A 23,987-nucleotide genomic window follows, 5' to 3' on the forward strand; every position below is an offset into this window, starting at 1 on the left:
TCGGGAAGACTGGACGGGTGGACACCCAGAGTGAAACTCCGGCGACGCGGGCGGGCGGGCTGCGCGCACTCGGAGCACCCGCGGCTGTCGCTGCCGGCGCCGTGGTCGCGACCGCGATCCTCCACTTCCGGGATCCGCATCAGCCGGGTTCGTACGGCTTCTGTCCCGTCTACGCGCTGACCGGGTGGTGGTGCCCGGCCTGTGGCGGGCTGCGGGCGGTGCACGACCTGACCAACCTCGACTTCGGCGCGGCCGTCGCCGGCAACGTTCTGATCGTCCCGTTCATCGCGGTGATGATTTTCGCCTGGATCCGATGGGCGCGTCAGCGCTGGCACGGACGAAGCGAGCCCATCTTCGTGGTGGGACCGCGAGTGACAGTGGGTGTGCTCATTTTCCTTGCGGCGTTTACCGTCACCAGGAACACATCTTGGGGAAGCTGGCTCGCGCCGGCCTGACACCTGGTCGCCGCGGGCACGAAACAGAGAGTCGGTTCACAGATGGCAATGCAGGTCTTTTCGTTGATCGCGATCCTGGGCGCGCTGATCGTCCTCATTCCGACCGCGTTGCGAGTCTTCGGCAAGAGCGACAACGTGAAGGCGCCGGACGAGACCGACGAGTGAGCGCGTTGCACTCTCGACAACCCATCGCCGCACGACCATGATTTCGATATGAGCGATTCGCTGAAGGACCGGGTGCGCGAGAAGCTGTTGCGTCAGCTGGCCGAGGACGGGGGGCACCCGGTCCAGGAGGCGGAGGGGGACGATCCACGATTGGTTTCCATCGACTCCGACCTCGCGGCGTTGGAACAGGCATCGGAGGGCGATCTGGTGATCGAGCAGCTGGCAGCCAAGTACTGGGTGCCCTGAATCGGGGGTTTAGCGGCGTTGACCTGGCGATTTGGTGTTCTCGTTTCCCTTCGCGTAACTTATTCCAGGTCAGAGCGACACGGACACCGACCCCGGCCGGAAGGCGGGGGACACGAGGTTGGACGAAGGCGCCTGGTAAATCGGAAGTTCACTGCCGTGTATGGTGGTGCTTCAATCCCGGTTTGATCTTGATCAGCGTCGCGGCTTGCGGCGGTGAGGCTGGTAGGATAAGATGGAACGGTTGCCCCGGAGCGGCCGAAGTTGATACTTCGGTGGTGATGGTGTGCGCGTGTTCTTTGAGAACTCAACAGTGTGTCGATGAATGTCAGTGCCAAATGTTTTTGGTACTCCACATCACGAATGTTCAACCGCCTCTTGGGGTTTGGTTGGCGAGTGTGGTGTGGGTATTTGCTGGCCCTCTTCCTTCTTCCGTCGGTGGGGGGTCAGTGTTTGATAATGCTAGTTTGAGTTTTTGATCGCTAGTGATTTGACTCGATGTCTATGACTGATTGCCGGTTCTGCCGGTCATCTTGAGTCTTCAACGGAGAGTTTGATCCTGGCTCAGGACGAACGCTGGCGGCGTGCTTAACACATGCAAGTCGAGCGGTAAGGCCCTTCGGGGTACACGAGCGGCGAACGGGTGAGTAACACGTGGGTGATCTGCCCTGCACTTCGGGATAAGCCTGGGAAACTGGGTCTAATACCGGATATGACCTTCGGCTGCATGGCTGAGGGTGGAAAGGTTTACTGGTGCAGGATGGGCCCGCGGCCTATCAGCTTGTTGGTGGGGTAATGGCCTACCAAGGCGACGACGGGTAGCCGACCTGAGAGGGTGACCGGCCACACTGGGACTGAGACACGGCCCAGACTCCTACGGGAGGCAGCAGTGGGGAATATTGCACAATGGGCGAAAGCCTGATGCAGCGACGCCGCGTGAGGGATGACGGCCTTCGGGTTGTAAACCTCTTTCAGCAGGGACGAAGCGAGAGTGACGGTACCTGCAGAAGAAGCACCGGCCAACTACGTGCCAGCAGCCGCGGTAATACGTAGGGTGCAAGCGTTGTCCGGAATTACTGGGCGTAAAGAACTCGTAGGCGGTTTGTCGCGTCGTCTGTGAAAACTCGAGGCTCAACCTCGAGCTTGCAGGCGATACGGGCAGACTTGAGTACTGCAGGGGAGACTGGAATTCCTGGTGTAGCGGTGAAATGCGCAGATATCAGGAGGAACACCGGTGGCGAAGGCGGGTCTCTGGGCAGTAACTGACGCTGAGGAGCGAAAGCGTGGGTAGCGAACAGGATTAGATACCCTGGTAGTCCACGCCGTAAACGGTGGGCGCTAGGTGTGGGTTTCCTTCCACGGGATCCGTGCCGTAGCTAACGCATTAAGCGCCCCGCCTGGGGAGTACGGCCGCAAGGCTAAAACTCAAAGGAATTGACGGGGGCCCGCACAAGCGGCGGAGCATGTGGATTAATTCGATGCAACGCGAAGAACCTTACCTGGGTTTGACATATACCGGAAAGCCGTAGAGATACGGCCCCCCTTGTGGTCGGTATACAGGTGGTGCATGGCTGTCGTCAGCTCGTGTCGTGAGATGTTGGGTTAAGTCCCGCAACGAGCGCAACCCTTGTCTTATGTTGCCAGCACGTAATGGTGGGGACTCGTAAGAGACTGCCGGGGTCAACTCGGAGGAAGGTGGGGACGACGTCAAGTCATCATGCCCCTTATGTCCAGGGCTTCACACATGCTACAATGGCCGGTACAGAGGGCTGCGATACCGTGAGGTGGAGCGAATCCCTTAAAGCCGGTCTCAGTTCGGATCGGGGTCTGCAACTCGACCCCGTGAAGTCGGAGTCGCTAGTAATCGCAGATCAGCAACGCTGCGGTGAATACGTTCCCGGGCCTTGTACACACCGCCCGTCACGTCATGAAAGTCGGTAACACCCGAAGCCGGTGGCCTAACCCCTTGTGGGAGGGAGCCGTCGAAGGTGGGATCGGCGATTGGGACGAAGTCGTAACAAGGTAGCCGTACCGGAAGGTGCGGCTGGATCACCTCCTTTCTAAGGAGCACATCTCCAGACGTGCACCACTGAACAGTCAGTGGATGATGTTCTGGCAGAGACTGTTTCGTTCCCGCATGTGGAACGGCAGACGCTCATGGGTGGAACACTGACAAACTTTCCCGCGTATCGGCTCGATCAGATGGTCGGCCGGCGGGTGATATATCGATGCACTGTTGGGTCCTGAGAGAACACGCAAGTGTTTCCTCTACAGGAAAGTGACGATCCGGTTCGAATGTCAGGCAGACCGCACCATTTCGGTGGTGGGCATGGTGCTGGCGGGAGTTCGAGCGGGGTGTGTTGTTTGAGAACTGCACAGTGGACGCGAGCATCTTTGTTGTAAGTAATGAAGAGCGTACGGTGGATGCCTTGGCACCAGGAGCCGATGAAGGACGTAGGAGGCTGCGATAAGCCTCGGGGAGCTGTCAACCGAGCTGAGATCCGAGGATGTCCGAATGGGGAAACCCAGCACGAGTGATGTCGTGTTACCCGCACCTGAATATATAGGGTGTGTGGAGGGAACGTGGGGAAGTGAAACATCTCAGTACCCACAGGAAGAGAAAACAATAGTGATTCCGTGAGTAGTGGCGAGCGAAAGCGGAAGAGGCTAAACCATGGATGTGTGATAGCCGGCAGGTGTTGCATTCGTGGGGTTGTGGGGTTCATCTTGTCAATGCTGCCGTGTTGGCCGACAGTAAGAAATCATTGTGTTAGTGGAAGTGGTCTGGAACGGCCTGTCGTAGAGGGTGAGAATCCCGTACACGAAAACATGATGACTGTCGTGATGGAAACCCAAGTAGCACCGGGCCCGTGAAATCTGGTGTGAATCTGTCGGGACCACCCGATAAGCCTGAATACTCCCTGGTGACCGATAGCGGACTAGTACCGTGAGGGAAAGGTGAAAAGTACCCCGGGAGGGGAGTGAAATAGTACCTGAAACCGTGCGCTTACAATCCGTCAAAGCCTTTGCACACTTCGGTGTGGGGGGTGATGGCGTGCCTTTTGAAGAATGAGCCTGCGAGTTAGTGGCATGTCGCGAGGTTAACCCGTGTGGGGTAGCCGTAGCGAAAGCGAGTCCGAATAGGGCGTCCGTAGTGGCATGTTCTAGACCCGAAGCGGAGTGATCTACCCATGGCCAGGTTGAAGCGACGGTAAGACGTCGTGGAGGACCGAACCCACTTAGGTTGAAAACTGAGGGGATGAGCTGTGGGTAGGGGTGAAAGGCCAATCAAACTCCGTGATAGCTGGTTCTCCCCGAAATGCATTTAGGTGCAGCGTCGCGTGTTTCTCACCGGAGGTAGAGCTACTGGATGGTCTAGGGGGCCCACAAGCTTACCGAAATCAGCCAAACTCCGAATGCCGGTGAGTGAGAGCGCGGCAGTGAGACTGCGGGCGATAAGGTTCGTAGTCGAGAGGGAAACAGCCCAGATCGCCAGCTAAGGTCCCTAAGCGTGTACTAAGTGGAAAAGGATGTGGGGTCGCGAAGACAACCAGGAGGTTGGCTTAGAAGCAGCCACCCTTGAAAGAGTGCGTAATAGCTCACTGGTCAAGTGATCCTGCGCCGACAATGTAGCGGGGCTCAAGTACACCACCGAAGCTGCGGCACTCACACAATGCACCCCCTTGATTCTGCGGAGTCTTGGGCAGTGGTGTGGGTGGGTAGGGGAGCGTCGTGTGGCCATGGAAGCGGCGGGGTGACCCAGCCGTGGAGGCCACACGAGTGAGAATGCAGGCATGAGTAGCGAAAGACGAGTGAGAAACTCGTCCGCCGAATGACCAAGGGTTCCTGGGCCAGGTTAATCCGCCCAGGGTGAGTCGGGACCTAAGACGAGGCCGACAGGCGTAGCCGATGGACAACGGGTTGATATTCCCGTACCCGTGTGAACGCGCCCCTGGTGAATCAGTGATACTAACCATCCTGAAGCGTCCTTACGTCCCTTCGGGGGCCCTGGATGTGGATGCATGGGACCTGATCTGGTAGTAGCCAAGCGATGGGGTGACGCAGGAAGGTAGCTGAGCCAGTCAGTGGTAATACTGGTGTAAGCCTGTAGGGCGAACGGTAGGCAAATCCGCCGTTCACACAGCCTGAGAGGTGACGCATAGCCGAATGAGGCGAATTCAGTGATCCTATGCTGCCGAGAAAAGCCTCTAGCGAGCTTTCACACGGCCCGTACCCCAAACCGACACAGGTGGTCAGGTAGAGAATACTAAGGCGATCGAGATAACTATGGTTAAGGAACTCGGCAAAATGCCCCCGTAACTTCGGGAGAAGGGGGGCCTCGTCCGGTGATGGAACTTGCTTCCTGAGCTGGGTGGGGCCGCAGAGACCAGTGAGAAGCGACTGTTTACTAAAAACACAGGTCCGTGCGAAGTCGTAAGACGATGTATACGGACTGACGCCTGCCCGGTGCTGGAAGGTTAAGAGGACCGGTTAGCCACTTGTGGCGAAGCTGAGAATTTAAGCCCCAGTAAACGGCGGTGGTAACTATAACCATCCTAAGGTAGCGAAATTCCTTGTCGGGTAAGTTCCGACCTGCACGAATGGCGTAACGACTTCTCAGCTGTCTCAACCATAGACTCGGCGAAATTGCATTACGAGTAAAGATGCTCGTTACGCGCGGCAGGACGAAAAGACCCCGGGACCTTCACTACAGCTTGGTATTGGTGTTCGGTTCGGTTTGTGTAGGATAGGTGGGAGACTGTGAAGCGCTCACGCCAGTGAGTGTGGAGTCGTTGTTGAAATACCACTCTGATCGTATTGGACCTCTAACCTCGGACCATGATCTGGTTCAGGGACAGTGCCTGGTGGGTAGTTTAACTGGGGCGGTTGCCTCCCAAAATGTAACGGAGGCGCCCAAAGGTTCCCTCAGCCTGGTTGGCAATCAGGTGTCGAGTGCAAGTGCACAAGGGAGCTTGACTGTGAGACTGACAGGTCGAGCAGGGACGAAAGTCGGGACTAGTGATCCGGCACCGGCAAGTGGAAGCGGTGTCGCTCAACGGATAAAAGGTACCCCGGGGATAACAGGCTGATCTTCCCCAAGAGTCCATATCGACGGGATGGTTTGGCACCTCGATGTCGGCTCGTCGCATCCTGGGGCTGGAGTAGGTCCCAAGGGTTGGGCTGTTCGCCCATTAAAGCGGCACGCGAGCTGGGTTTAGAACGTCGTGAGACAGTTCGGTCTCTATCCGCCGCGCGCGTTAGAAACTTGAGGAAGGCTGTCCCTAGTACGAGAGGACCGGGACGGACGAACCTCTGGTGTGCCAGTTGTTCCACCAGGAGCACCGCTGGTTAGCTACGTTCGGAAGGGATAACCGCTGAAAGCATCTAAGCGGGAAGCCTGTTCCAAGATGAGGTTTCTCACCCCCTCGAGGGGGTAAGGCCCCCGGCAGACCACCGGGTTGATAGGCCAGAACTGGAAGCCCGGTAACGGGTGCAGGTGACTGGTACTAATAGGCCGAGGACTTACCACAAAGAAGCTACGCGTCCACTGTGCAGTATCTGAAACAACACACACGTTCCCTGCGGGAATTGGTGGAGTGAACACAGACCCTCTTTGAAAGAAAAGGGGTCTGTGAAATCAACACTCCACCGAAGACCGTGGTGGAGTGTTGATTTCACAGAGTTACGGCGGCCATAGCGGAGGGGAAACGCCCGGTCCCATTCCGAACCCGGAAGCTAAGCCCTCCAGCGCCGATGGTACTGCACCCGACAGGGTGTGGGAGAGTAGGACACCGCCGAACATCCGTTACCGAAAGCCCCCCAACCTCGTTGGGGGGCTTTCGGCATTTCCAGAACACTTTCACCCACCGCAACTTGATAACGCTGCGGTAACGTCCCCTCGGTTCCCCGTTGGCAAGTCCTTCGCCTGCGTAACGTGGCCCGGGCAGATCCGTTGGGATCGTGCCGTGCGGTGCGCGTCCTCCCGGATCACCCGAGGTGACGAAGGGGAATCTGTGGTGACGAGCACGATGTCGAAACAACGTCCGGCTGTCAGAGCGGCCGTCGCCCTCGCAGGCTTGATAGTGGCCGCCGGCTCCGTCGCGGGGTGCACGAAAACCGACACGGCCAGCGGCGGATCGCTCCTCCAGCAACTGCAGGACAGCGGAACTGTGACCGTCGGTTTCGCCGGCGAGGCGCCGTACAGCTTCGAGCAGGACGGCCAGCTGACCGGCGCCACCGTGGCGTTGCACCGGGAAATCTTCAAGAACCTCGGCATCGACAACGTCGAGGGTGTGAGCACCGACTTCGGAGCCCTCATTCCCGGACTGCAGGCGCGCCGCTTCGACGTCGTCAGTGCCGGCATGTCGATCCTGCCGCAGCGCTGCGAGCAGGCAGCGTTCAGTGAGCCGGAATTCAACTACACGACCGCGCTGATGGTGCCGAAGGGCAATCCCGCGAACCTCACCGACATGCAGTCGGTGCAGCAGAGCGGTGTGCGGATGGCAGCGATGACCGGGGCGATCGAATCGGACTACGCGCAGCAACTCGGGATCGACGCGATGCAGGTGGCGTCGCCGCAGGACGGAATGGACGCCGTCGCCAACGGGCGAGCCGATGTCTTTGCGCTCACCGGGATCTCACTGAACTGGCTGGCACAGAACAACCCACAGGTCCCGGTGGAGGTGACCAACTCGTTCGTCGCCGTGATCGACGGGGTACCTCAGGTCGGAGCCGGCGGCACGGTCTTCCGCAAGGAGGACACCGAGTTGCGCGACGCCTACAACGCCGAACTCGCCAAGATCACTTCCGACAAGGAGAAGTACCTGTCGATCGTCGGACCGTTCGGATTCACCGCAGAGGAACTGCCCGATCCGAACCTGACCACCGCCAAACTCTGCGGCGAGACCGGCTGATCGACGCCGGGGTCTGCTGCCTGTGAAGGAGAACATCGACGCGCTGCTGGATGCGTGGCCGAGCATCCAGGAAGGCATCGTCGTCACGCTCCAACTGACGGCGGGAGGCGCGCTCCTGGCGTTCGTGCTCGCGTTGACTCTCGGGTTGGCTGCCCGTGCCCACAACATCGTGATCCGGGGATCGGCTCGCGCGTTCATCGAATTCTTCCGGGGCACTTCGCTGTTGGTGCAGCTGTTCTGGTTGTTCTACGTGGTTCCGCTGTTCGGATATCTCATCGACCCGGTGCTGTGCGGGATCCTCGCGCTCGGGCTGAACTACGGCGCGTACGGAGCCGAGGTGGTCCGCGGTGCGATCAACTCGGTGCCGCAATCGCAGTGGGAGGCGGCGACGGCACTGGACTTCAGTCACTGGCAGCGGCTGCGCCGGGTGGTGTTCCCGCAGGCCTGGGCCGAGATGATTCCGCCGCTGACGAATCTGCTGATCCAGCTGCTCAAGGGCACCGCCCTCGCGAGTTACATCCTCTTGCAGGACTTGACGTTCGAGATCGACCAGCTTCGGCAGACGACCGGGAACACGCTGTTCGCATTCGGCGTGGGGCTTATCATCTACTTCGTTATCGGCTACGTGCTGACGCTGTTGATGAACGCGCTCGAGGTGCGGGCGAAGAATCGCCTCGGCACGGGGCCGTCTCTGCGTGAGATCTTCAGTCTCGCACCGTCCGATCCGCGGGGATTGGAGGCGGCGAAACAATGAGCGCCCACTGGAGTTGGGATCGCGCATTCGAGGCTCTGCCCGTGCTGCTCGAGGGTTTCAAGATCACCCTGATCGCCACCGTGCTCGGATTCCTCATCTCCGTCGTTCTCGGACTCGTCATCGCGTTGATCCGGCAGGCCGCACCGCGCTGGGTGAGTGTGCCGGTCCGCGCGGTCAGCGAATTCATCCGTTTGACCCCGCTCGTCGTGCAACTGCTGTTCGTGTACTACACGTTCACGGGATTGTCGCCGCTGCAGATCGGTGTGGCAGTACTCGGAATCCACTATTCGACGTATATGGCCGAGGTGTACCGGGCGGGGATCGAGGCGGTACCCGTCGGCCAGTGGGAGGCGGCACGGGCGTTGTCCATCGCGCCGACCCGGACGTGGCGGGCGATCATCCTGCCGCAGGCCATCCGCCGCGTCGTCCCGGCGCTGGGCAACTACGCGGTGTCGATGTTCAAGGACACCCCGTTCCTGTTCGCCATCACGGTGGTGGAGATGGTGACGGCCGCGCAGCAGTTCGGTGCCCGGCACTTTCAATACCTCGAACCGTTGACGCTGGCGGGTGTGATCTTCCTGCTCGCCAGCTACCCGACGTCCCTGCTCATACGGCGATTGGAGAGACGTCTTGCCCGATGACGCGAGCGCAGCAACCCCGATGATCCGATTCGACGACGTCGTGAAGCAGTTCGGCGACCACGTCGTGCTCGATCACCTGGACTTTCAGGTCGACCGCGGCGACCGCGTGACCCTCATCGGCCCGAGCGGATCGGGGAAGACGACGATCCTGCGGCTGCTCATGACCCTCGAGAAGGTGAACGACGGCGTCATCTGGGTGGATGGGGCGCCGCTGACGCACGAGGAGAAGGGCGGCAAACTCGTTCCGGCGTCGGAGAAGTACACCCGCCGGATACGACGCCGGATCGGCATGGTCTTCCAGCAGTTCAACCTGTTCCCCAACATGAACGTGATCGAGAACATCACCGAAGCGCCGATCCACGTGCTCGGCCTGGACAAGGCCGCGGCCGCGAAGCGGGCACGCGAGTTGCTCGAGACGGTCGGTCTGTCGGACAAGGAGACCGCGCACCCGACGCAGCTGTCCGGTGGCCAGCAGCAGCGGGTCGCGATCGCGAGGGCCCTGGCGATGGACCCCGACATTCTGCTGCTCGACGAGGTGACGTCGGCGCTGGACCCGGAGTTGGTGGCGGACGTGCTCGACGTGCTCAGGGATGTCGCGCTCACCACCGACATCACGATGCTGATCGTCACGCACGAGATGCAGTTCGCGCGGGACGTGTCGAACCGGGTGATGATGTTCGACGCGGGCCGCATCGTGGAGGAAGGCGATCCGGCCACGATCTTCACCGCACCGAAGCACGAGCGCACCAAGACGTTCCTCAAGGCCGTGCTGGCCGACTGATTCCCGGGCTAGCGCGAGGTGGTCGCGAGTTCCGTCTCGTCGGCGGGAGCGCGCCGTGCCAGCCGGCCCGCCATCCACGCGCACACCAGCAATTGCAGTTGGTGGAACAGCATGAGCGGCAGCACGATCAGGCCGATCGGCTGACTGGCGAACAGGACCGTGGCCATCGGAAGACCGGTGGCCAGGCTCTTCTTCGACCCGCAGAACGTGATCGTGATCTGATCGGCCCGGTCGAACCCGAGTCGCTTCGACCCGAACCAGGTGAGGGACAGGACGATCGCGAGCAGCACCGCGCACACCGCGAGCAGGCCGAGGAGCCGGCCGGCGGACAGGGTGCCCCAGATTCCCTCGTTCATTCCTTCGCTGAATGCGACGTAGACGACCAGAAGGATGGATCCGCGGTCGACGAGCTTGAGCGGTGCGCCGTGCTTCTTCACCCACGGACCGATCCACCGTCGCACGGACTGGCCGGCGATGAACGGGAGCAGCAGCATGACGAGGATGCCGATCGCGGACGACGCGTCGAAGCCCGTCCCCTCGCTCGTCATCAGCAACGCCACGAGCAGCGGAGTGACGACGATGCCGAGGATGTTGGAGAACGACGCGCTGACGATCGCCCCGGGCACGTTGCCGCGGGCGATCGACACGAACGCGATCGACGACTGGACGGTCGACGGCAGGAGGCAGACGTACAGAAGGCCCAGATACAGCGGCTGGGTCAGGATCGTCGGGACCAGCACGCGGGCGGCGATTCCGAGGAGCGGGAAGATGACGAACGTCGCCGCGAGGATGGTGAGGTGCAGACGCCAGTGACGCAGGCCCTGCAGCGCTTCCTGCGTGGAGAGCCGGGCGCCGTAGAGGAAGAACAGAATTCCCACGGCCACCTTCGTGGCCCAGGTGAACGCCGTCAGGGCAGTGCCGTCGGCGGGGACCAGGCTGGCGATCCCGACGGTGATCAGGATGCCGATGATGAACGGATCGAGTTTTCCGAGCAGCGGGATCTTCGTCAGCATGGTTCGACCGTAAGGAATGCGCGGATATTTCGAAAGGCGATGGTGGCGTTTACTGTAATGCCGAACCGTGATAACAATGAGCCATGTTCGATCCGGTTCACCTGCGGAGCTTCCTGGCGGTCGCGCGCACCAAGAGCTTCACCGCCGCCGCCCGGCGCCTGGACCTGCGGCAATCGACGGTCAGCCAGCACGTCGGAAAGCTCGAGAACGCGGCGGGTCGCCGCCTGTTTCTGCGGGACACGCATTCGGTCGAGCTGACTGCGGACGGCTCCGTGATGGTGGGGTTCGCGACGTCGATACTCGAGCGGCACTCGGACGCCGAACGCTACTTCACACAGTCCGGGGTGCGCGGACGCGTCCGCTTCGGGGCGTCCGAGGATCTGGTTCTGCACGAACTCCCCCGGATTCTGGGCGAGTTCCGGCGCAGCCATCCGCTCGTGGATCTCGAACTCACGGTGGCGTTGAGCGAAGTGCTGTTCCGGAAACTGCACGAGGGCCGGCTGGACCTGGTCTTCGGGAAGCGTCGCCGAGGAGACCAGCACGGGGAACTCGTATGGACGGACCGGTTGGCGTTCTTCGCCGCACCCGACTTCGTGCCGGACGCCGAGGGTCCGGTGCCGCTGGTGACGTACCCGCCGCCGTCGATCACGCGGGCAGCGGCGCTGGACGCCCTGGAGAAATCCGGCCGCGGCGCGCGGGTGGCCTGTGTGACGGACAGCCTGAACGGATTGCGGGCCGCCTGCCTCGCCGGACTCGGCGTCGTGTTCCATGCGGAGACCCTGCCACCCGCGGGACTGGTTCCGGTGCGGATGCGTTCGCGCGACGACTGGGGGCCCGCGGTCGACGTCGAATTCGTGCTGGAGGCCCGCCGCAGTGTTCTCAGCGAACCGGAACAGGCTTTGCGCGCCGCCATCCTCGAGAACGCGGATCGACTGCGCGCGTGACCTCGGTGGGAGGGCTGCCCCACCGAGGTCGTCGAGCTGTCAGAAGATGAGGACGGACAGCGCGGTGGACAGCACCAGGCCGGACACCACCGGCACGAAACACTTCCGGGCGAGTTCGAGGACGGGCACCCGGGCAAAACCGGCCACCGCGATCAGCGACGACCACGCGACGAGCGTTCCGCCGCCGGACCAGATGTTGCCCATCTGACCGATCGCCGCCAGGGTCGCGGGATCCATCCCGACCGCGGGTCCGAGTGCGCCTGCGAGCGAACCGGTCAGTGGCAGGCCGGTGAAGCCGGAGCCCTCGAGGCCCGCGATCATGCCGATGGCGAGAATGCCGAACGACGTGACGAACGCGTTCTGCGGCAGGTGGGACTGTGCGGCGTTGACCAGGTCGAACAGCAACGTCGGGCCGGTCGCGTCGGCGGGAAGTCCGAGAATGGCGGCGGAGAAGTCGCCGTTGCCGATGAAGAAGAAGCCGGCGATCGGAATCACGATGCCCATCGCCTTGAATGCGAAGACCAGGCCGTCGATCAGGTGCTCGGACGTCGTTTCGAGGAAGCCCTTCTTGTCGTTGGTCGCGGCGGCCGCGAACAGGATGAGCGCCGCGATGCCGCCGACCATCGCCGCCGCGTCGCCGCCCTTGAGGTCGGGCACGAGGTCCGTGAACTTGCCGACCATGAGGTAGACGATGAACGCCAGATACGCGGTGGGTACGAGCACCGCGAAAGTCTTTGCGGCGCGGATACTCTTGAACGTGTCGTCGATGACCTGCCGCGCCGAGGCCGTGACGGGTTCGGCGAGGACCGTCGTCGACGCCTGCGGAGCGGCAGTCGTCGCCGTTTGGGCCGGTGCGCGACCGGTCGTCCCGTCGCCGGTGGGAGCCGCACCGCCGTCGGGGGCGTCGCCGCCGGGCTTGCCGAAGTCGCTCTCCGCGCGGGACTCCCAGTCGGTGAGCAGTTCCGGTGCGGGGCGGCGCATGTGCCTGCGCTGCGTGAAGTAGGCGATGAGGAGCGCGGTGAGGCCGACGATCAGGGACATCACCAGGGCGCGGTCCGCGACGACGTCCGGATCGACGCCCGCCGACTTCGCCGACAGGCCGGGCGCCACCTTGATGATGTAGTCCGAGGACAGCGCCATGCCCTGCCCGCAGATGGCGATCGCCATGCCGACGGCCATCGGGGGAAGGCCGGCGCGGATGGCGACGGGGATGAGGACGGCGCCGATCAACGGCACCGCGGGGGTGGGCCAGAAGAACAGCGAGATCGTGTAGGTGACGACGGCCAGAACGACGAAGCTGCTGGTGCCGCCGCGCATGACGCGCCGGAACGGGGCGACCATCAGCCGGTCGGCCCCCATCTGCCGGAGCGCGCCGAGCATGGCGGTCACCAACGAGATGATGAGGAAGATGTTGAACAACTCGCGGGCGGCGACGAGGCTCGCGTTGAAGATCGACGCGAGACCGGTGACGAGGCTGTCGGAGAACACGAAGGCTGTCAGGAAGGTGCCGATGACGGCGGGGACGACGATGTTCTTCCGCATGAGCATCGTCCCGAGGATGACAACGATTCCTCCGAGATACACCCAATGTGCGGCGGTGAGACTTACATCCACAGTGCGCCCCTTCGAAATAGGTACAGACTAGTGGCACTAGTCACAGTGCAGTGATACTGCGCGGGGCGTTTTCCAGGGTCAACGTCCAGAGTGCACATCGACAACCAGCGTATTTGGGCATTGTGCCCGACATTTTTCGCCGGGATTGCTTGTTGTCACGCGCAAGTAAAGGAATGCTCGGCAGAAGCCGTTTCACGGAATCCTGTGTTCATAATTAGGCTTGCCTAACCTAATGTGCTGGGTGGGTGCGGCAGGGGTTTCCGGTGAAAACCGGCATCGCCGGAGCGCGAATTCTCGGATGAAAGTGGACTCTATGATGACGGCGATCGGTCAGGACCGGAGTGCAACCGCGAGTGACGAACGAGGACCGGGCACGACGCCCGCGTTGGCGGCGCTGCTCGCCGGAACGTTCGTCGGCACGGTCAGCAACAACATCGTCAACGTCCCGCTGAACGCGATCCTCACGGACTTCGACGCAGGACTCGGTGGCGGCATCTTCGTGGTCGTCGGATTCCTCCTCACCTTCGCGACGACGATGCCGCTGGCCGGGTGGATCGGGGACCGGTTCGGTCGCAGGCGTGTGTACTGCGCCGCCCTGCTGGGGACCGCGGTCTGTTCCCTCGGCGCGGCGCTCGCGCCGTCGCTGCCCCTGCTCGTGATGTGGCGGTCGCTCGGGGGGATCGCGGCGGCCGCGTTCGCGCCCGCGGTCATGGGACTGATCGCGTGGCTGTTCGGGCCCGCGCGGCGGGCGAGCGCCGTCGGCGCGTGGGCGGCGGTGAACGGCATCGGTCAGGCGGTGGGCCCGTCCATGGGCGGAATCGTCAGCGACTGGTGGGGCTGGCGGTGGGCCTTCGTGCCACTGGTGCCGGTCGCCCTGATCGGGTTCGCCGCGACCCTCCGCTACATCCCGAGATACCCCGGCAAGAAGATGCGGCTCGACGTGATCGGGGCGTTCACCGTCACGCTCGGAGCGGCCCTGCTGATCCTCGGCCTCACGACCGTCTCGCAGGAGCAGGTGCCCGCCTGGGTCAGCATCGCGACCATCGTCGGCGGGGTCGTCGTCATCGCCGTGTTCGTGATCCACTGCCGGCGGGCGGCGAACCCGTTCGTGCCCATCGACCTGGTGATCGAATCACGTTTCCTGCGTAGCGCTCTCGCCGCGTTCACCCAGATGTTCGCGCTGGGGGCGGTGTTGCTCGCGTTTCCGCTCTACCTGACGGGGTCGGGTAGTTCGACCACACAGGCCGGGCTGATGCTCTTCGTGCTGCCGGTCGTCATGACATGCGTGGCACCCGTAGTCGGACGTCTCGTCGACAGGATCGGCGCCCGGGTGGTGATGCGATCCGGCCTGGCGGTGTTGATCGGTAGCCAAGTGGCACTGGCGATCACGTTATCGGCTGACGTCCGGAACCCGATCGCGCTCGGCGCCGTACTCGTCGCCGCCGGTCTGGGAATCGGCATGGTCCAGACGCCCGCCGCGGCCGGCTCGACCCGATCGCCCGCGGGGGCCGTGGGAACGGGTCTGGGACTGTTCAACCTCATCCGCTTCGGCGGCTCCGCAGTCGGCGCCGCCTGGGTGGGCGTGGCCGCGCATCTGGCGGCCGATCCGTACGGGCTGCTGTTCGTCGTGGCCGCCCTCGTCGTGATCGCAGGCTTGGCCGGAACTTTCATCGGCGAGGACCCGGTGGCCGTCTGAGGGTCAGCGGGTCACGATCTCGTGGTTGACGGTGTCCTGGACCTGGGAGAGCAGATCGAGGCGCAGCGCCAGCCACAGGGTGAACTGATTCTCCGGTTCCCGGATGTCCATGCCGATGAGCCGTGACGTGCGATCGAGCTTGGCGATCATCGTGTTCCGGTGGATCCGGAGGCGCCGCGCGGCGGCGTTGACGTTGCCGCCTTCTTCGAGGTAGGCGAACAGCAACTCCTCGGCGTCGGCGTGTGAACTCGATGCCCGGAGGGGTCCGAGGACGTCGCGGATGAGCCGCCGGCTCTCGTCGGTGTCGGTGGCGCGGGCGAGCACACTGAACCCACGCAGGTCGTTGTAGGCCACCGAACCGGACAGCCCTAGCCGCTGCGCGATGCCCAGGGTGATGCGGGCCTCGCGGTAGCTCTCCCCGATGTCGCGGGCACCCGCCGCCGAGCGCCCGTGGGCCACGGGAATCCGCTGGCCCAAACGGGTTTCGAGATCGAGCGCCATGGCGTGCGCATACTCGCCGATCTCCGATTCGACGCCGGGGGCGTCGGCGGAGCTCAGGGAGCGGATCACCACGAGCACGTCGCCGATGACGGTGACGTGGGAACGTACGCCCGGACGGGGCAGCACGCCGGCGGCGTAGCGCGCCAACCGGACCATGCTCGCGCCGGGCCGTCCCGCCGCGCGGTCGACGAGACCGGGAGCGACGAAGACGATGTAGTGCAGGTCCAGATCGATCTCGTGCAGTGCGGCGCGGGTGCGCAGGTCGTGGTCGTTGGCGAAGTTGCCGTGCACCAGGGCCTGGACGAAGTCGCCCCGGGCGCGCTCCTCGGCCTCGTCGACGCTCCGCTGCCGCAGCATCTCGGTGCCGATGATCGTCCCGGCCTGCTCGACGACCACCCGGTGCTGCGCGATGTCGTGCCTGCGCGGGTTGGCGCCGGGCACGACGACCACCACCCAGCCCTCGTAGCGGCCCGCCAGTTGCATCGCTCCGGCGACCGCCGTGGTGGGCGCGAACAGTCCGTCCGGATGCTCCAGGCGGATCACGTGCACGTTGTGCATCCGTGCCGGTGGCGATTCCTCCAACCGCGGCAGGGCGTCGGCGAGCGCGTCGAGCAGGGCGACAGTACCCGCGTCCTCGGCGTCCGGAAGCCCGGCGTGCGCGAGAAGACGCCCCCGGACGTCCAGAGCGACGGCGACGTCCGAGGTCAGCGCCGCGACCTCGCGGATCAACATCGGCAGTCCCGCCCCGCGGTGCAGCAACCCCGCGAGCGACTGGTGCACGGTGAGCGCATAACGCATCACGTGCGCTTCCTGGGTGAGTGCGCGCTCGGCGAGGAGGCGGTTGAGCGCGGTGAACCCGACGGGAAATCCCAGTTCCACGACCGTCAGTCCGCGCGGCCAGGTGGTGCCGGCGGGCGCGGACCCGTCGACGAGGAGGACGCCGGCACCCCGCGCCACCAGCGACTCGAGTTCCCGTCCGGGTGCGGACAGCGTTTCGGGCCGGGTGTACACGGCGACCTCGGCGAGCGAGTCGGGCCTGCTCATCACCTCGCCCCACGGCAGGCACCACGTCACCGGGCCGCTCAGGGCGTCCGTGCCCGACAGCACCCGGGCCGACGCGAGCAGGGGCTCTTCGAGCAGGCCGCGTAACGACAGTCGCTCGTCGTCGCCGTTCGGCGTCGTGGTGTCGTCCACTACGGACCTCCTCGGCTGGCGGCGAAAGGTGCAGTATGGCGGAGCGCGCACCTGCACTGCCTATGCACTATGCCCTGATTTCGCCGAAATTGCCGGATAGTTTGACCATGGTTCTGCCGGTTGCCCCGGTGATAGAAATCGGTGCATCACTTCCTCCCGAATACGCAACGGAGAAGACCATGCATCAGGTTCACCGAATCACCCTCGACGACGCACTCCCGCTGCTCGCCGCGGGACGCGCGAAGGCCGAGGAAATCGGCGTCAAGCAGACCCTGTGCGTCTGCGACGACGGCGGCAACGTGCTGGCCCTGCACCGGCTGCCCGGAGCGCGCCTCACCGGCGTCGACATCGCGATCGCCAAGGCGTTTACCGCGGCAGGCCACGAGCGGGCCACGCACCTGTTCAACGAGGCACCCGACGGACCTGCGCTGCCCGGGAACGAGGCATTCGGTATCAGCCACATGCTGCCGGGCAAGTTCGCGGTGTTCGTCGGCGGATTCCCCCTCGCCTTCGACGGCCAGATCGTCGGCGGCATCGGCATCAGCGGCGGAAACGGCAAGCAGGACAAGGCTGTCGGAGCGGCGATGCTCGCCGAATTCGAATCACTCGTGGCAGTACGCAACTGACCACCTCCCGGTGTGCCGACAACATGCACATCGAAACCGTTCCGACGCAGTCACTTCGACCGTGGTCGCACTGATCGCGAATCGATACCGTCGAACCCACTCCAGTCGGAGCATCCCCCAACCATTCTCATACCAGAGGAAGACGAGGCACATCATGACCGAACTACTGGGCAGGGACGAATTCCGCACAGCTCTGGAGAACGCCATCAAGGGCCGCGAGGCGAAGAACGCGTCGTTCAGCAAGGCATGGGCCGAGGGCAAGCTCGAGAAGCACCACTTCGCACGGTGGGCCGAGAACCACTACCACTACGTCGGTCCGTTCGCCGACTACCTCGCGAACATCTACTCGAACACCCCCGACAACTTCACCAATGCAAAGGATTTCACCCTCCAGAACATGTACGAGGAGGAATTGGCCGACATCCGGCACACCGACCTCCTCATCAAGTTCGCAGAGGCGTGCGGCACCACGAAGGAGCGCGTCGAGGACCCGTCGAACATGAACGCGATCACCCGCGGACTGCAGTCCTGGTGCTACGCGGTGTCGCAGCGTGAACACTTCGTCGTGGCCACCGCCGCACTCGTCGTCGGACTCGAATCGCAGGTTCCGAGCATCTACAAGAAGCAGATCGTCCCGCTGCGTGAGGTGTACGGGTTCACCGAGGACGAGATCGAGTTCTTCGACCTGCACATCACGTCGGACGTCGTGCACGGTGAGCGCGGATACCAGATCGTGCTCGACCACGCGGACACCCCGCAGCTGCAGCAGCGTTGCCTGCAACTCGTGCAGTGGGGAGCCGAGATGCGCTTCTCGTACACGAAGGGTCTCTACGACACGTACGTGGCACCGGACCTCACGCTCGCGACCGCCTGACCGTGCGAAGGGAGGGGCCCGGACCGGGCCCCTCCGGACGCAGGCCGCCCGAGAAGGAGAGAACGATGGAGACGAACTGGACCCGGCTGGTCACCGTGCGCGAACTCGGCCGCCGCCGGAAGCTTCGAGTCGAGGCCGGGGACACCGCGATCGCCCTGTTCCAGACCGACGACCGGATCTACGCCTTCCGTGACCTGTGCGTCCATCAGGATCGGTCGCTGGCGAAAGGCACACTGCTGCACGGGCGCGTCATCTGCCCGGGCCACCAGTGGGCGTTCGACCTCGACACCGGCTACGAGGAAGACCAGGACCTGTGCCAGCCGACCTACGCGGTGAAGGTCGAGGGCGACGTCGTCTACGTGGATCTCACCCGCAGCCCTGATTACGCCGAGACCGCGACTTCGCCGGCCGAAGTCGACTGAGAGAGCGAGTGACACCATGACGCTGAACACCATCGTCACCATCGGCGCCGGCCAGACCGCTGCCGTCGCGGCGCGCACCCTGCGGCGCCGCGGGTTCGACGGCAGGATCCTCCTCGTCGGCGACGAGCCGCACGCGCCGTATCAGCGCCCACCGCTGTCCAAGGAATTCCTCGCCGGGCAGGAGGACCGCGAGTCGTTGATGCTCCTGCCCGAACCGTGGCGGGAAAAGCAGAACGTCGAACTTCTCACCGGCACGACGGTGACGCGGATCGACGCGAGCGGCGGATCGGTCGAACTGTCCGACGGCCGGAACATCGCGGCCGACGCCGTCCTCGTCGCGACCGGCGGCAGGCCGCGCACGATGCCGGTGACCGGCCCCGCGCCGGAACGGGTGCACTACCTGAGGACGATCGACGACGCCGAACGGCTCGCCGCCCAGCTTCGCCCCGGCACCGGGCTGGTGCTGATCGGTGGCGGCTTCGTCGGACTCGAAATTGCTGCCACCGCGCGAACTCTCGGGGCAGAGGTGACCGTCCTCGAAGCGGACGCGGTGCCTCTCGCCCGGATTGTCGGTCCCGAGATGGGCGGCGTCTGCACGCGGTTGCAGCGCGACAACGGCGTCACCGTCCGCGGTGGCGTCCGCGTCGCCGCCGTGACCACCCGGCCCGACGGCCTGCTCATCGCCCTCGACGACGGCGAGGTACTGCAGGCCGACGTCGTGGTGGTGGGGATCGGGATCGTCCCCAACGTCGAGGTCGCGCAGGCCTCCGGACTGGCAGTCGACGGCGGAATCCTGGTGGATGCGCAGGGCCGGACGTCGATTCCGCACGTGTACGCCGCCGGCGACGTGGCGGCCCGATTCTCCGACGCGGCAGGCAGACATGTACGCGTCGAACACTTCGACAACGCGAGCAAACAGGGGGCCGCGACGGCGAACCTGATGCTCGGACGCGTGGGAGTCGTGGACCCCGCGCACTGGTTCTGGTCCGATCAGTTCGGCAGGAACATCCAGTTCATCGGCGCCGCCACCTACACGGACCTGGTATTCCGCGGCGACGCCGACAGCGGCGAATTCACCGCCTTCTATCTGGACCGCGGCGTCGTGCGCGGCGCCTTCACACTCGACCGCGGCGAGGAGATCGGCGCGGCGAGAGAACTGATCGGCCGGGCGATCGCACCGGCCCGGTTGGCGGACGAGAGCGTCGACCTGTTCGACCTGATGGGCGAGGACGACGAGGAATTGGTGACGGTGTCATGATCGAGGGACTCAATTTCATCGACGGGCAATGGGTTCCGTCGTCCTCGGGCGAGGTGTTCGAGCGGCGCAACCCCGCCGACCATCACGACGTGATCGGCGTGTTCCCCGATTCCACCGAGGCGGACGTGGATGCCGCCGTCGGCGCGCTGGCCAAGGCGGCACCGCAGTGGGCCGCGACGCCCCCGGAGCGCCGCGCGGCCATCCTGGAAGGTGCGGCCGCGCACCTCGAGGCGCGGGCGGCCGAACTCGTCGCCGAACTCGTCCGGGAGGAGGGCAAGACTCGGGCGGAGGCGACCATGGAAGTCGGCCGCACTCCGATGAACCTGCGCTTCTACGCGGGTGAGGCGCTCCGGACCACCGGCAGTACCTATCCCGCCCCGGGCGAGGGGCTGGTCATCACCCTGCGTGAACCCGTAGGCATCGTCGGAGCGATCACGCCGTGGAACTTCCCGCTGAACATTCCGTCACGCAAGCTCGGACCCGCCCTCGCCGCGGGAAATGTCGTGGTGTTCAAACCGTCCGAGCTGACGCCGCTGATGGGACAGCGGCTGGTCGAGGCGCTGCTGGCCGGGGGACTTCCGGCCGGGGCCGTCGCGCTGGTCCAGGGCTCCGGCCGGGCCGGCGCCGCGATCGCGGCGGACGAGCGCGTCGACGCCGTGACGTTCACGGGCTCCACCGGGGTGGGCCGCGCGATCCACGCGGCGGTGGGTCCGTCGCGCCGGAGCCAACTCGAGATGGGCGGCAAGAATCCCGTCGTGGTCCTCGACGACGCCGACGTGGACAAAGCGGCAGCGCTGATCGTCAAGGGCGCCTTCGGGTTGTCCGGGCAGGCGTGCACGGGCACCAGCCGGGTGATCGCGGTGGACGCCGTCCACGACCGGTTGCTGGACCGCGTGGTGGAACTCGCCGGAGAGATCACCGTCGGCCCGGGCGCGGACCCGGGCGTGGGCATGGGTGCTCTCGCGAGCGCGGGACAGCTGACCAAATTCCTCGACTACGTCCGGATCGGCCGGGAGGAAGGCGCCGAACTGGTGTGCGGTGGAATGAGTCTCGACGAGGGCCGCGGATATTTCGCCGCCCCGACCGTGTTCGCCGGCGGCAGCCCGGACATGCGGGTGGTCACGGAAGAAGTGTTCGGGCCACTGCTGGTCTTCCTGCGGGCCGCCGGCTTCGACGAGGCGGTCGCACTCGCGAACGACACCGAATTCGGGCTCAGCGCCGGAATCGTCACCAACGACGTGACCAGGGCGCTCGCGTTCGCCGGCCGGTCCGAATCGGGTCTGGTGAAGATCAACCAGCCCACCACCGGCATGAGCATGAACGCGCCGTTCGGCGGGTACAAGGCGTCGAGCACGCAGACCCACAAGGAACAGGCGGGGGACTCGATGATGCAGTTCTACCAAGCCGAAAAGACCGTCTACCTCAGCCCTTCGGCCTGAGACCTAACCTGTCGACAGAGGGAGAAGACCATGGAATTCACTCGCGTTGCGCGCTCCGGACAGGTTTCCGAAGGCATCGTGCGCCGCTTCTTCGCCGGTGACCACGAGTTCGCCGTGGCCCGCCTGAACGGGAAGGCGTACGCCACGTCGAACTACTGCACGCACCTGGACTGCCTGCTCTCGTCCGGGAAACTCGTGGACGACGGTATCGGATGTTCCTGCCACGGCAGCGTATTCGACCTGGAGACCGGTGAACCCGTGTGCCCGCCGGCGACGGTGGCCATCAAGACGTACCCGGTCGAGGAACGCGACGGTGAGATCTTCGTCGGCATCGACCCCGAGGACACCAGTTCCATTCCACGCAGGCGGGCCGCGCGGGGGTGCATGAAGTGAACCCTCGACCGTCCACTCTCTCCACCGACGGCATGGTCTCGTCGAGTCACTCCGCGGCGAGCACGGTCGGTGCGCGCATACTGGCCGACGGCGGCAACGCGATCGACGCGACTCTGGCCATGGCCGCGATGACCTGGCTGACGTTGCCGGGACAGTGCGGGATCGGCGGCGACGCGTTCGCCGTCGTCCGCGAACCCGACGGAACGGTGTGGACGGTCGGGGGCAGCGGCTTCGGGCCCGACGGCGCCGACGTCGACTTCTACACCGAACGCGGGCTCCGGTCGATTCCCCTCGACGGGGCGCTGGCGGTGGCGGTTCCCGGAGCGCCTGCCGCCCTCGCCGCACTCCACGCGGGTGGTGCCACCCGCTCGCTCGCGGATCTCTGGGCGCCCGCGGTCCGCGCGGCCGAGAAGGGGCTGCCCTGCTCGGCCAAGACCCGCGACGACGTGCGGGAGGCGCAGGCCGCGATCGCCGCCGACCCCGGACTGCGTGCTGTGTATCTGCCGGACGGGCGATTGCCGCAGGTCGGGGAGCTGCTGCCGCAGCGCGATCTGGCCCGGTTCCTCCGGGAACTGGCGCGCGACGTACCCGGTTTCTACACCGGCTCGTTCGCTCGGCAGGCTGTCGACGCGCTCCGCGCCGGAGGGGCGCCGTTCAGCGGGGACGAGTGGGCGGCCGGCGCCGACGTGCGCCCGGAGTCCGCGATCAGCGGCCACTACGCCGGCGCGGTCGTGCACCAGACGCCGCTGCCCACACCCGGATGGATGGTGCTGCAGCAGGCGGCGCTGAACGACGGCGTCGTCGGCTTCTCCCCGTGGCTCACCGCTCCGGCCGTCGACCGCATGGCGCGAGCGGCGCGGCTGGCCTTCGAAGACCGGATGGCGACCTGCGGCGCCGGCAATGACGGGTGGAAAGCGGTCCTCGAGCCGGCCGCGATCGGGTCGGCGAGAGACCGGCTGGACGGCCACCGGGCGTCGTCGGGCGCCTTCAGTGTGAACGCGGGAGACACCACCTCGACCGTCGCGGTGGACGCCGACGGTCGCGCCGTCAGTTTCATCCACTCCCTGGCCTTCACGTTCGGCGCCAAGATGACGGTGCCCGGCACCGGGGTGGTGCTGAACAACCGATTCGGCCGCGGGGCCTACCTGATCCCGGGACATCCCAACGCCGCGGCACCGCGGCGCAAGCCGCTGCACACCCTCAACGCGTGGGTCGTCACCGACACGTCCGGGAATCTGCTGCACGTCGGCAACACCCCGGGCGGGGACGGGCAGGTGCAGTGGAACATGCAACTGATCTCGCACCTCCTCGATCACGGACTCGACCCGGCGGAGGCCGTCGCGGCACCCCGCTTCACGGTGTTCCCCGGCAGCGACGCCGACGTGGTCGGACGCCCGGCGGAACTGCGATGCGAGTCCCGCATCCCGGAGGACGTGCGTGCCGAGTTGGCGCGGCTGGGTCACGACGTCGCCGTGCAGGGGCCGTGGGCCGCGGGCGGCAGCGCTCAGATCATCTCCGTCGACACCGCACGCGGACTGCTGTCCGGTGCCGCCGACCCTCGTCAGGAAGGAATAGCGCTCGGTGTCTGAGCCGGAATCCGTGTCCACGGTCCCGCGGCCGCAGGGCCGCTACATCCCCGCCGTCGTGCACGACGGGATCGCGTACAGCGCGGGGATGACACCGCGCCGCGACGGGGTGCTGACCGTGGCCGGTGTCGTCGGACGAGACCTGGACATTCCGCGGGCCCGGGAGGCGGCCGGGTTGGCGGCGAGAAACGCGATCGCCGCCGTCGCCGCGGCCGTCGGTGGCACGGCCGCCATCTCCCGGTGCCTGCGGATGAGCGTCTTCGTCGCGTGTGCCCCGGACTTCCGCGAGCTGTCCGCGGTGGCCGACGGTGCGTCCGACGTGCTGGTCGAATGCCTGGGACCCGCCGCGCTGCCGGTGCGCAGCGCGATCGGCGTGTACGCCCTGCCGTCCGGCGCGCCCGTGGAGATAGAGCTCACAGTGGCCGTCTCGGCATAGACCCGGCACCGACCACCGGCGTATAAATACATCTTGTG

General features: G+C 64.9%; 20 protein-coding genes and 3 rRNA genes. 20 read left to right on the forward strand and 3 right to left on the reverse strand.

Translation table 11 applies throughout. From position 1 onward, the window contains the following. The first annotated feature begins 17 nt into the window (after positions 1–17). The 10 genes from I1A62_RS31085 to ehuA all read left to right on the forward strand — a co-directional run bounded on the left by I1A62_RS31085 (position 18) and on the right by ehuA (position 9,953). Positions 18–455 (forward strand): DUF2752 domain-containing protein, encoded by a 438-nt coding sequence (locus I1A62_RS31085; RefSeq protein ID WP_124393243.1) that lies wholly within the window; start codon positions 18–20, stop codon positions 453–455. Between the two features lie 42 nt (positions 456–497). Beyond that, a complete protein-coding gene (locus tag I1A62_RS46625) occupies positions 498–620 on the forward strand; it encodes a hypothetical protein (RefSeq protein WP_257890590.1) in 123 nt (40 codons plus the stop codon). 48 nt (positions 621–668) lie between these two features. After that, the gene (locus I1A62_RS31090; protein ID WP_087557290.1) at positions 669–866 is read left to right on the forward strand and encodes a hypothetical protein; all 198 of its coding nucleotides are present in this window, start codon (positions 669–671) and stop codon (positions 864–866) included. Positions 867–1,404: 538 nt separating this feature from the next. Next, a 16S ribosomal RNA gene (locus I1A62_RS31095) occupies positions 1,405–2,923 on the forward strand. A 337-nt stretch (positions 2,924–3,260) separates the two neighbouring features. After that, positions 3,261–6,394: ribosomal RNA gene (locus tag I1A62_RS31100) — 23S ribosomal RNA — on the forward strand. 153 nt (positions 6,395–6,547) lie between these two features. Then, positions 6,548–6,664 (forward strand): 5S ribosomal RNA (gene rrf, locus I1A62_RS31105). Together the 16S, 23S and 5S rRNA genes form the textbook arrangement of a ribosomal RNA operon. A gap of 228 nt (positions 6,665–6,892) precedes the next feature. Beyond that, entirely contained in the window at positions 6,893–7,777 is an 885-nt protein-coding gene (gene ehuB / locus I1A62_RS31110; RefSeq protein ID WP_124391791.1) for an ectoine/hydroxyectoine ABC transporter substrate-binding protein EhuB, read from the forward strand. A 22-nt stretch (positions 7,778–7,799) separates the two neighbouring features. Beyond that, positions 7,800–8,531 carry an ectoine/hydroxyectoine ABC transporter permease subunit EhuC gene (ehuC, locus tag I1A62_RS31115; RefSeq protein WP_124391784.1) on the forward strand — a complete coding sequence of 244 codons (732 nt, stop codon included), beginning with the start codon at positions 7,800–7,802 and terminating at the stop codon, positions 8,529–8,531. Beyond that, on the forward strand, positions 8,528–9,172 hold the full coding sequence (gene ehuD / locus I1A62_RS31120) for an ectoine/hydroxyectoine ABC transporter permease subunit EhuD (RefSeq protein ID WP_124391783.1): 645 nt from the start codon (positions 8,528–8,530) through the stop codon (positions 9,170–9,172). The genes ehuC and ehuD overlap by 4 nt, the downstream gene beginning before the upstream one ends. A 19-nt stretch (positions 9,173–9,191) precedes the next feature. Then, positions 9,192–9,953 carry an ectoine/hydroxyectoine ABC transporter ATP-binding protein EhuA gene (ehuA, locus tag I1A62_RS31125; protein WP_124391790.1) on the forward strand — a complete coding sequence of 254 codons (762 nt, stop codon included), beginning with the start codon at positions 9,192–9,194 and terminating at the stop codon, positions 9,951–9,953. Positions 9,954–9,961: 8 nt separating this feature from the next. On the opposite strand, the gene I1A62_RS31130 is transcribed toward ehuA, so the two are convergent. Then, positions 9,962–10,966 (reverse strand): bile acid:sodium symporter family protein, encoded by a 1,005-nt coding sequence (locus tag I1A62_RS31130; RefSeq protein WP_124391782.1) that lies wholly within the window; start codon positions 10,964–10,966, stop codon positions 9,962–9,964. 83 nt (positions 10,967–11,049) lie between these two features. Between I1A62_RS31130 and I1A62_RS31135 the strand changes: the two genes are divergently transcribed. Continuing rightward, positions 11,050–11,910, forward strand: a complete 861-nt coding sequence (locus I1A62_RS31135; RefSeq protein ID WP_219456122.1) for a LysR family transcriptional regulator — start codon at positions 11,050–11,052, stop codon at positions 11,908–11,910. A 39-nt stretch (positions 11,911–11,949) separates the two neighbouring features. Here the strand turns inward: I1A62_RS31135 and I1A62_RS31140 are convergent, their stop codons facing one another. Further along, on the reverse strand, positions 11,950–13,524 hold the full coding sequence (locus I1A62_RS31140) for a hypothetical protein (protein WP_124391780.1): 1,575 nt from the start codon (positions 13,522–13,524) through the stop codon (positions 11,950–11,952). Positions 13,525–13,837: 313 nt separating this feature from the next. Here I1A62_RS31140 and I1A62_RS31145 point away from each other — a divergent pair, with 313 nt between their 5' ends. Next, the gene (locus tag I1A62_RS31145; RefSeq protein ID WP_124391789.1) at positions 13,838–15,220 is read left to right on the forward strand and encodes an MFS transporter; all 1,383 of its coding nucleotides are present in this window, start codon (positions 13,838–13,840) and stop codon (positions 15,218–15,220) included. Positions 15,221–15,223: 3 nt separating this feature from the next. Here I1A62_RS31145 and I1A62_RS31150 read toward each other — a convergent pair whose 3' ends face one another. Continuing rightward, a complete protein-coding gene (locus I1A62_RS31150) occupies positions 15,224–16,915 on the reverse strand; it encodes a CdaR family transcriptional regulator (protein ID WP_219456124.1) in 1,692 nt (563 codons plus the stop codon). 179 nt (positions 16,916–17,094) lie between these two features. On the opposite strand from I1A62_RS31150, the gene I1A62_RS31155 reads away from it, so the two are divergent. From I1A62_RS31155 to I1A62_RS31190, 8 genes are all read left to right on the forward strand, one after another. Beyond that, a complete protein-coding gene (locus tag I1A62_RS31155) occupies positions 17,095–17,541 on the forward strand; it encodes a heme-binding protein (RefSeq protein ID WP_219456126.1) in 447 nt (148 codons plus the stop codon). A 154-nt stretch (positions 17,542–17,695) separates the two neighbouring features. Next, complete coding sequence (locus I1A62_RS31160) at positions 17,696–18,415, forward strand: TenA family transcriptional regulator (RefSeq protein ID WP_206007366.1); 720 nt, start codon at positions 17,696–17,698, stop codon at positions 18,413–18,415. Positions 18,416–18,480: 65 nt separating this feature from the next. Next, the gene (locus tag I1A62_RS31165) at positions 18,481–18,837 is read left to right on the forward strand and encodes a Rieske 2Fe-2S domain-containing protein (protein ID WP_124391776.1); all 357 of its coding nucleotides are present in this window, start codon (positions 18,481–18,483) and stop codon (positions 18,835–18,837) included. 16 nt (positions 18,838–18,853) lie between these two features. Next, on the forward strand, positions 18,854–20,095 hold the full coding sequence (locus I1A62_RS31170; RefSeq protein ID WP_219456127.1) for an NAD(P)/FAD-dependent oxidoreductase: 1,242 nt from the start codon (positions 18,854–18,856) through the stop codon (positions 20,093–20,095). After that, a complete protein-coding gene (locus I1A62_RS31175; RefSeq protein ID WP_219456129.1) occupies positions 20,092–21,534 on the forward strand; it encodes an aldehyde dehydrogenase family protein in 1,443 nt (480 codons plus the stop codon). The genes I1A62_RS31170 and I1A62_RS31175 overlap by 4 nt, the downstream gene beginning before the upstream one ends. 30 nt (positions 21,535–21,564) lie before the next feature. Continuing rightward, positions 21,565–21,927, forward strand: coding sequence for a non-heme iron oxygenase ferredoxin subunit (locus I1A62_RS31180; protein WP_012691457.1), 363 nt, complete (start codon positions 21,565–21,567; stop codon positions 21,925–21,927). Then, positions 21,924–23,516, forward strand: coding sequence for a gamma-glutamyltransferase family protein (locus I1A62_RS31185; RefSeq protein ID WP_219456131.1), 1,593 nt, complete (start codon positions 21,924–21,926; stop codon positions 23,514–23,516). Before I1A62_RS31180 ends, I1A62_RS31185 begins: the two co-directional genes overlap by 4 nt. Beyond that, a complete protein-coding gene (locus I1A62_RS31190) occupies positions 23,509–23,949 on the forward strand; it encodes a RidA family protein (RefSeq protein ID WP_219456132.1) in 441 nt (146 codons plus the stop codon). The genes I1A62_RS31185 and I1A62_RS31190 overlap by 8 nt, the downstream gene beginning before the upstream one ends. Positions 23,950–23,987: the final 38 nt, after the last annotated feature.

Source organism: Rhodococcus sp. USK10, from assembly GCF_019378875.1.
GTDB lineage: Bacteria > Actinomycetota > Actinomycetes > Mycobacteriales > Mycobacteriaceae > Rhodococcus_F > Rhodococcus_F pseudokoreensis.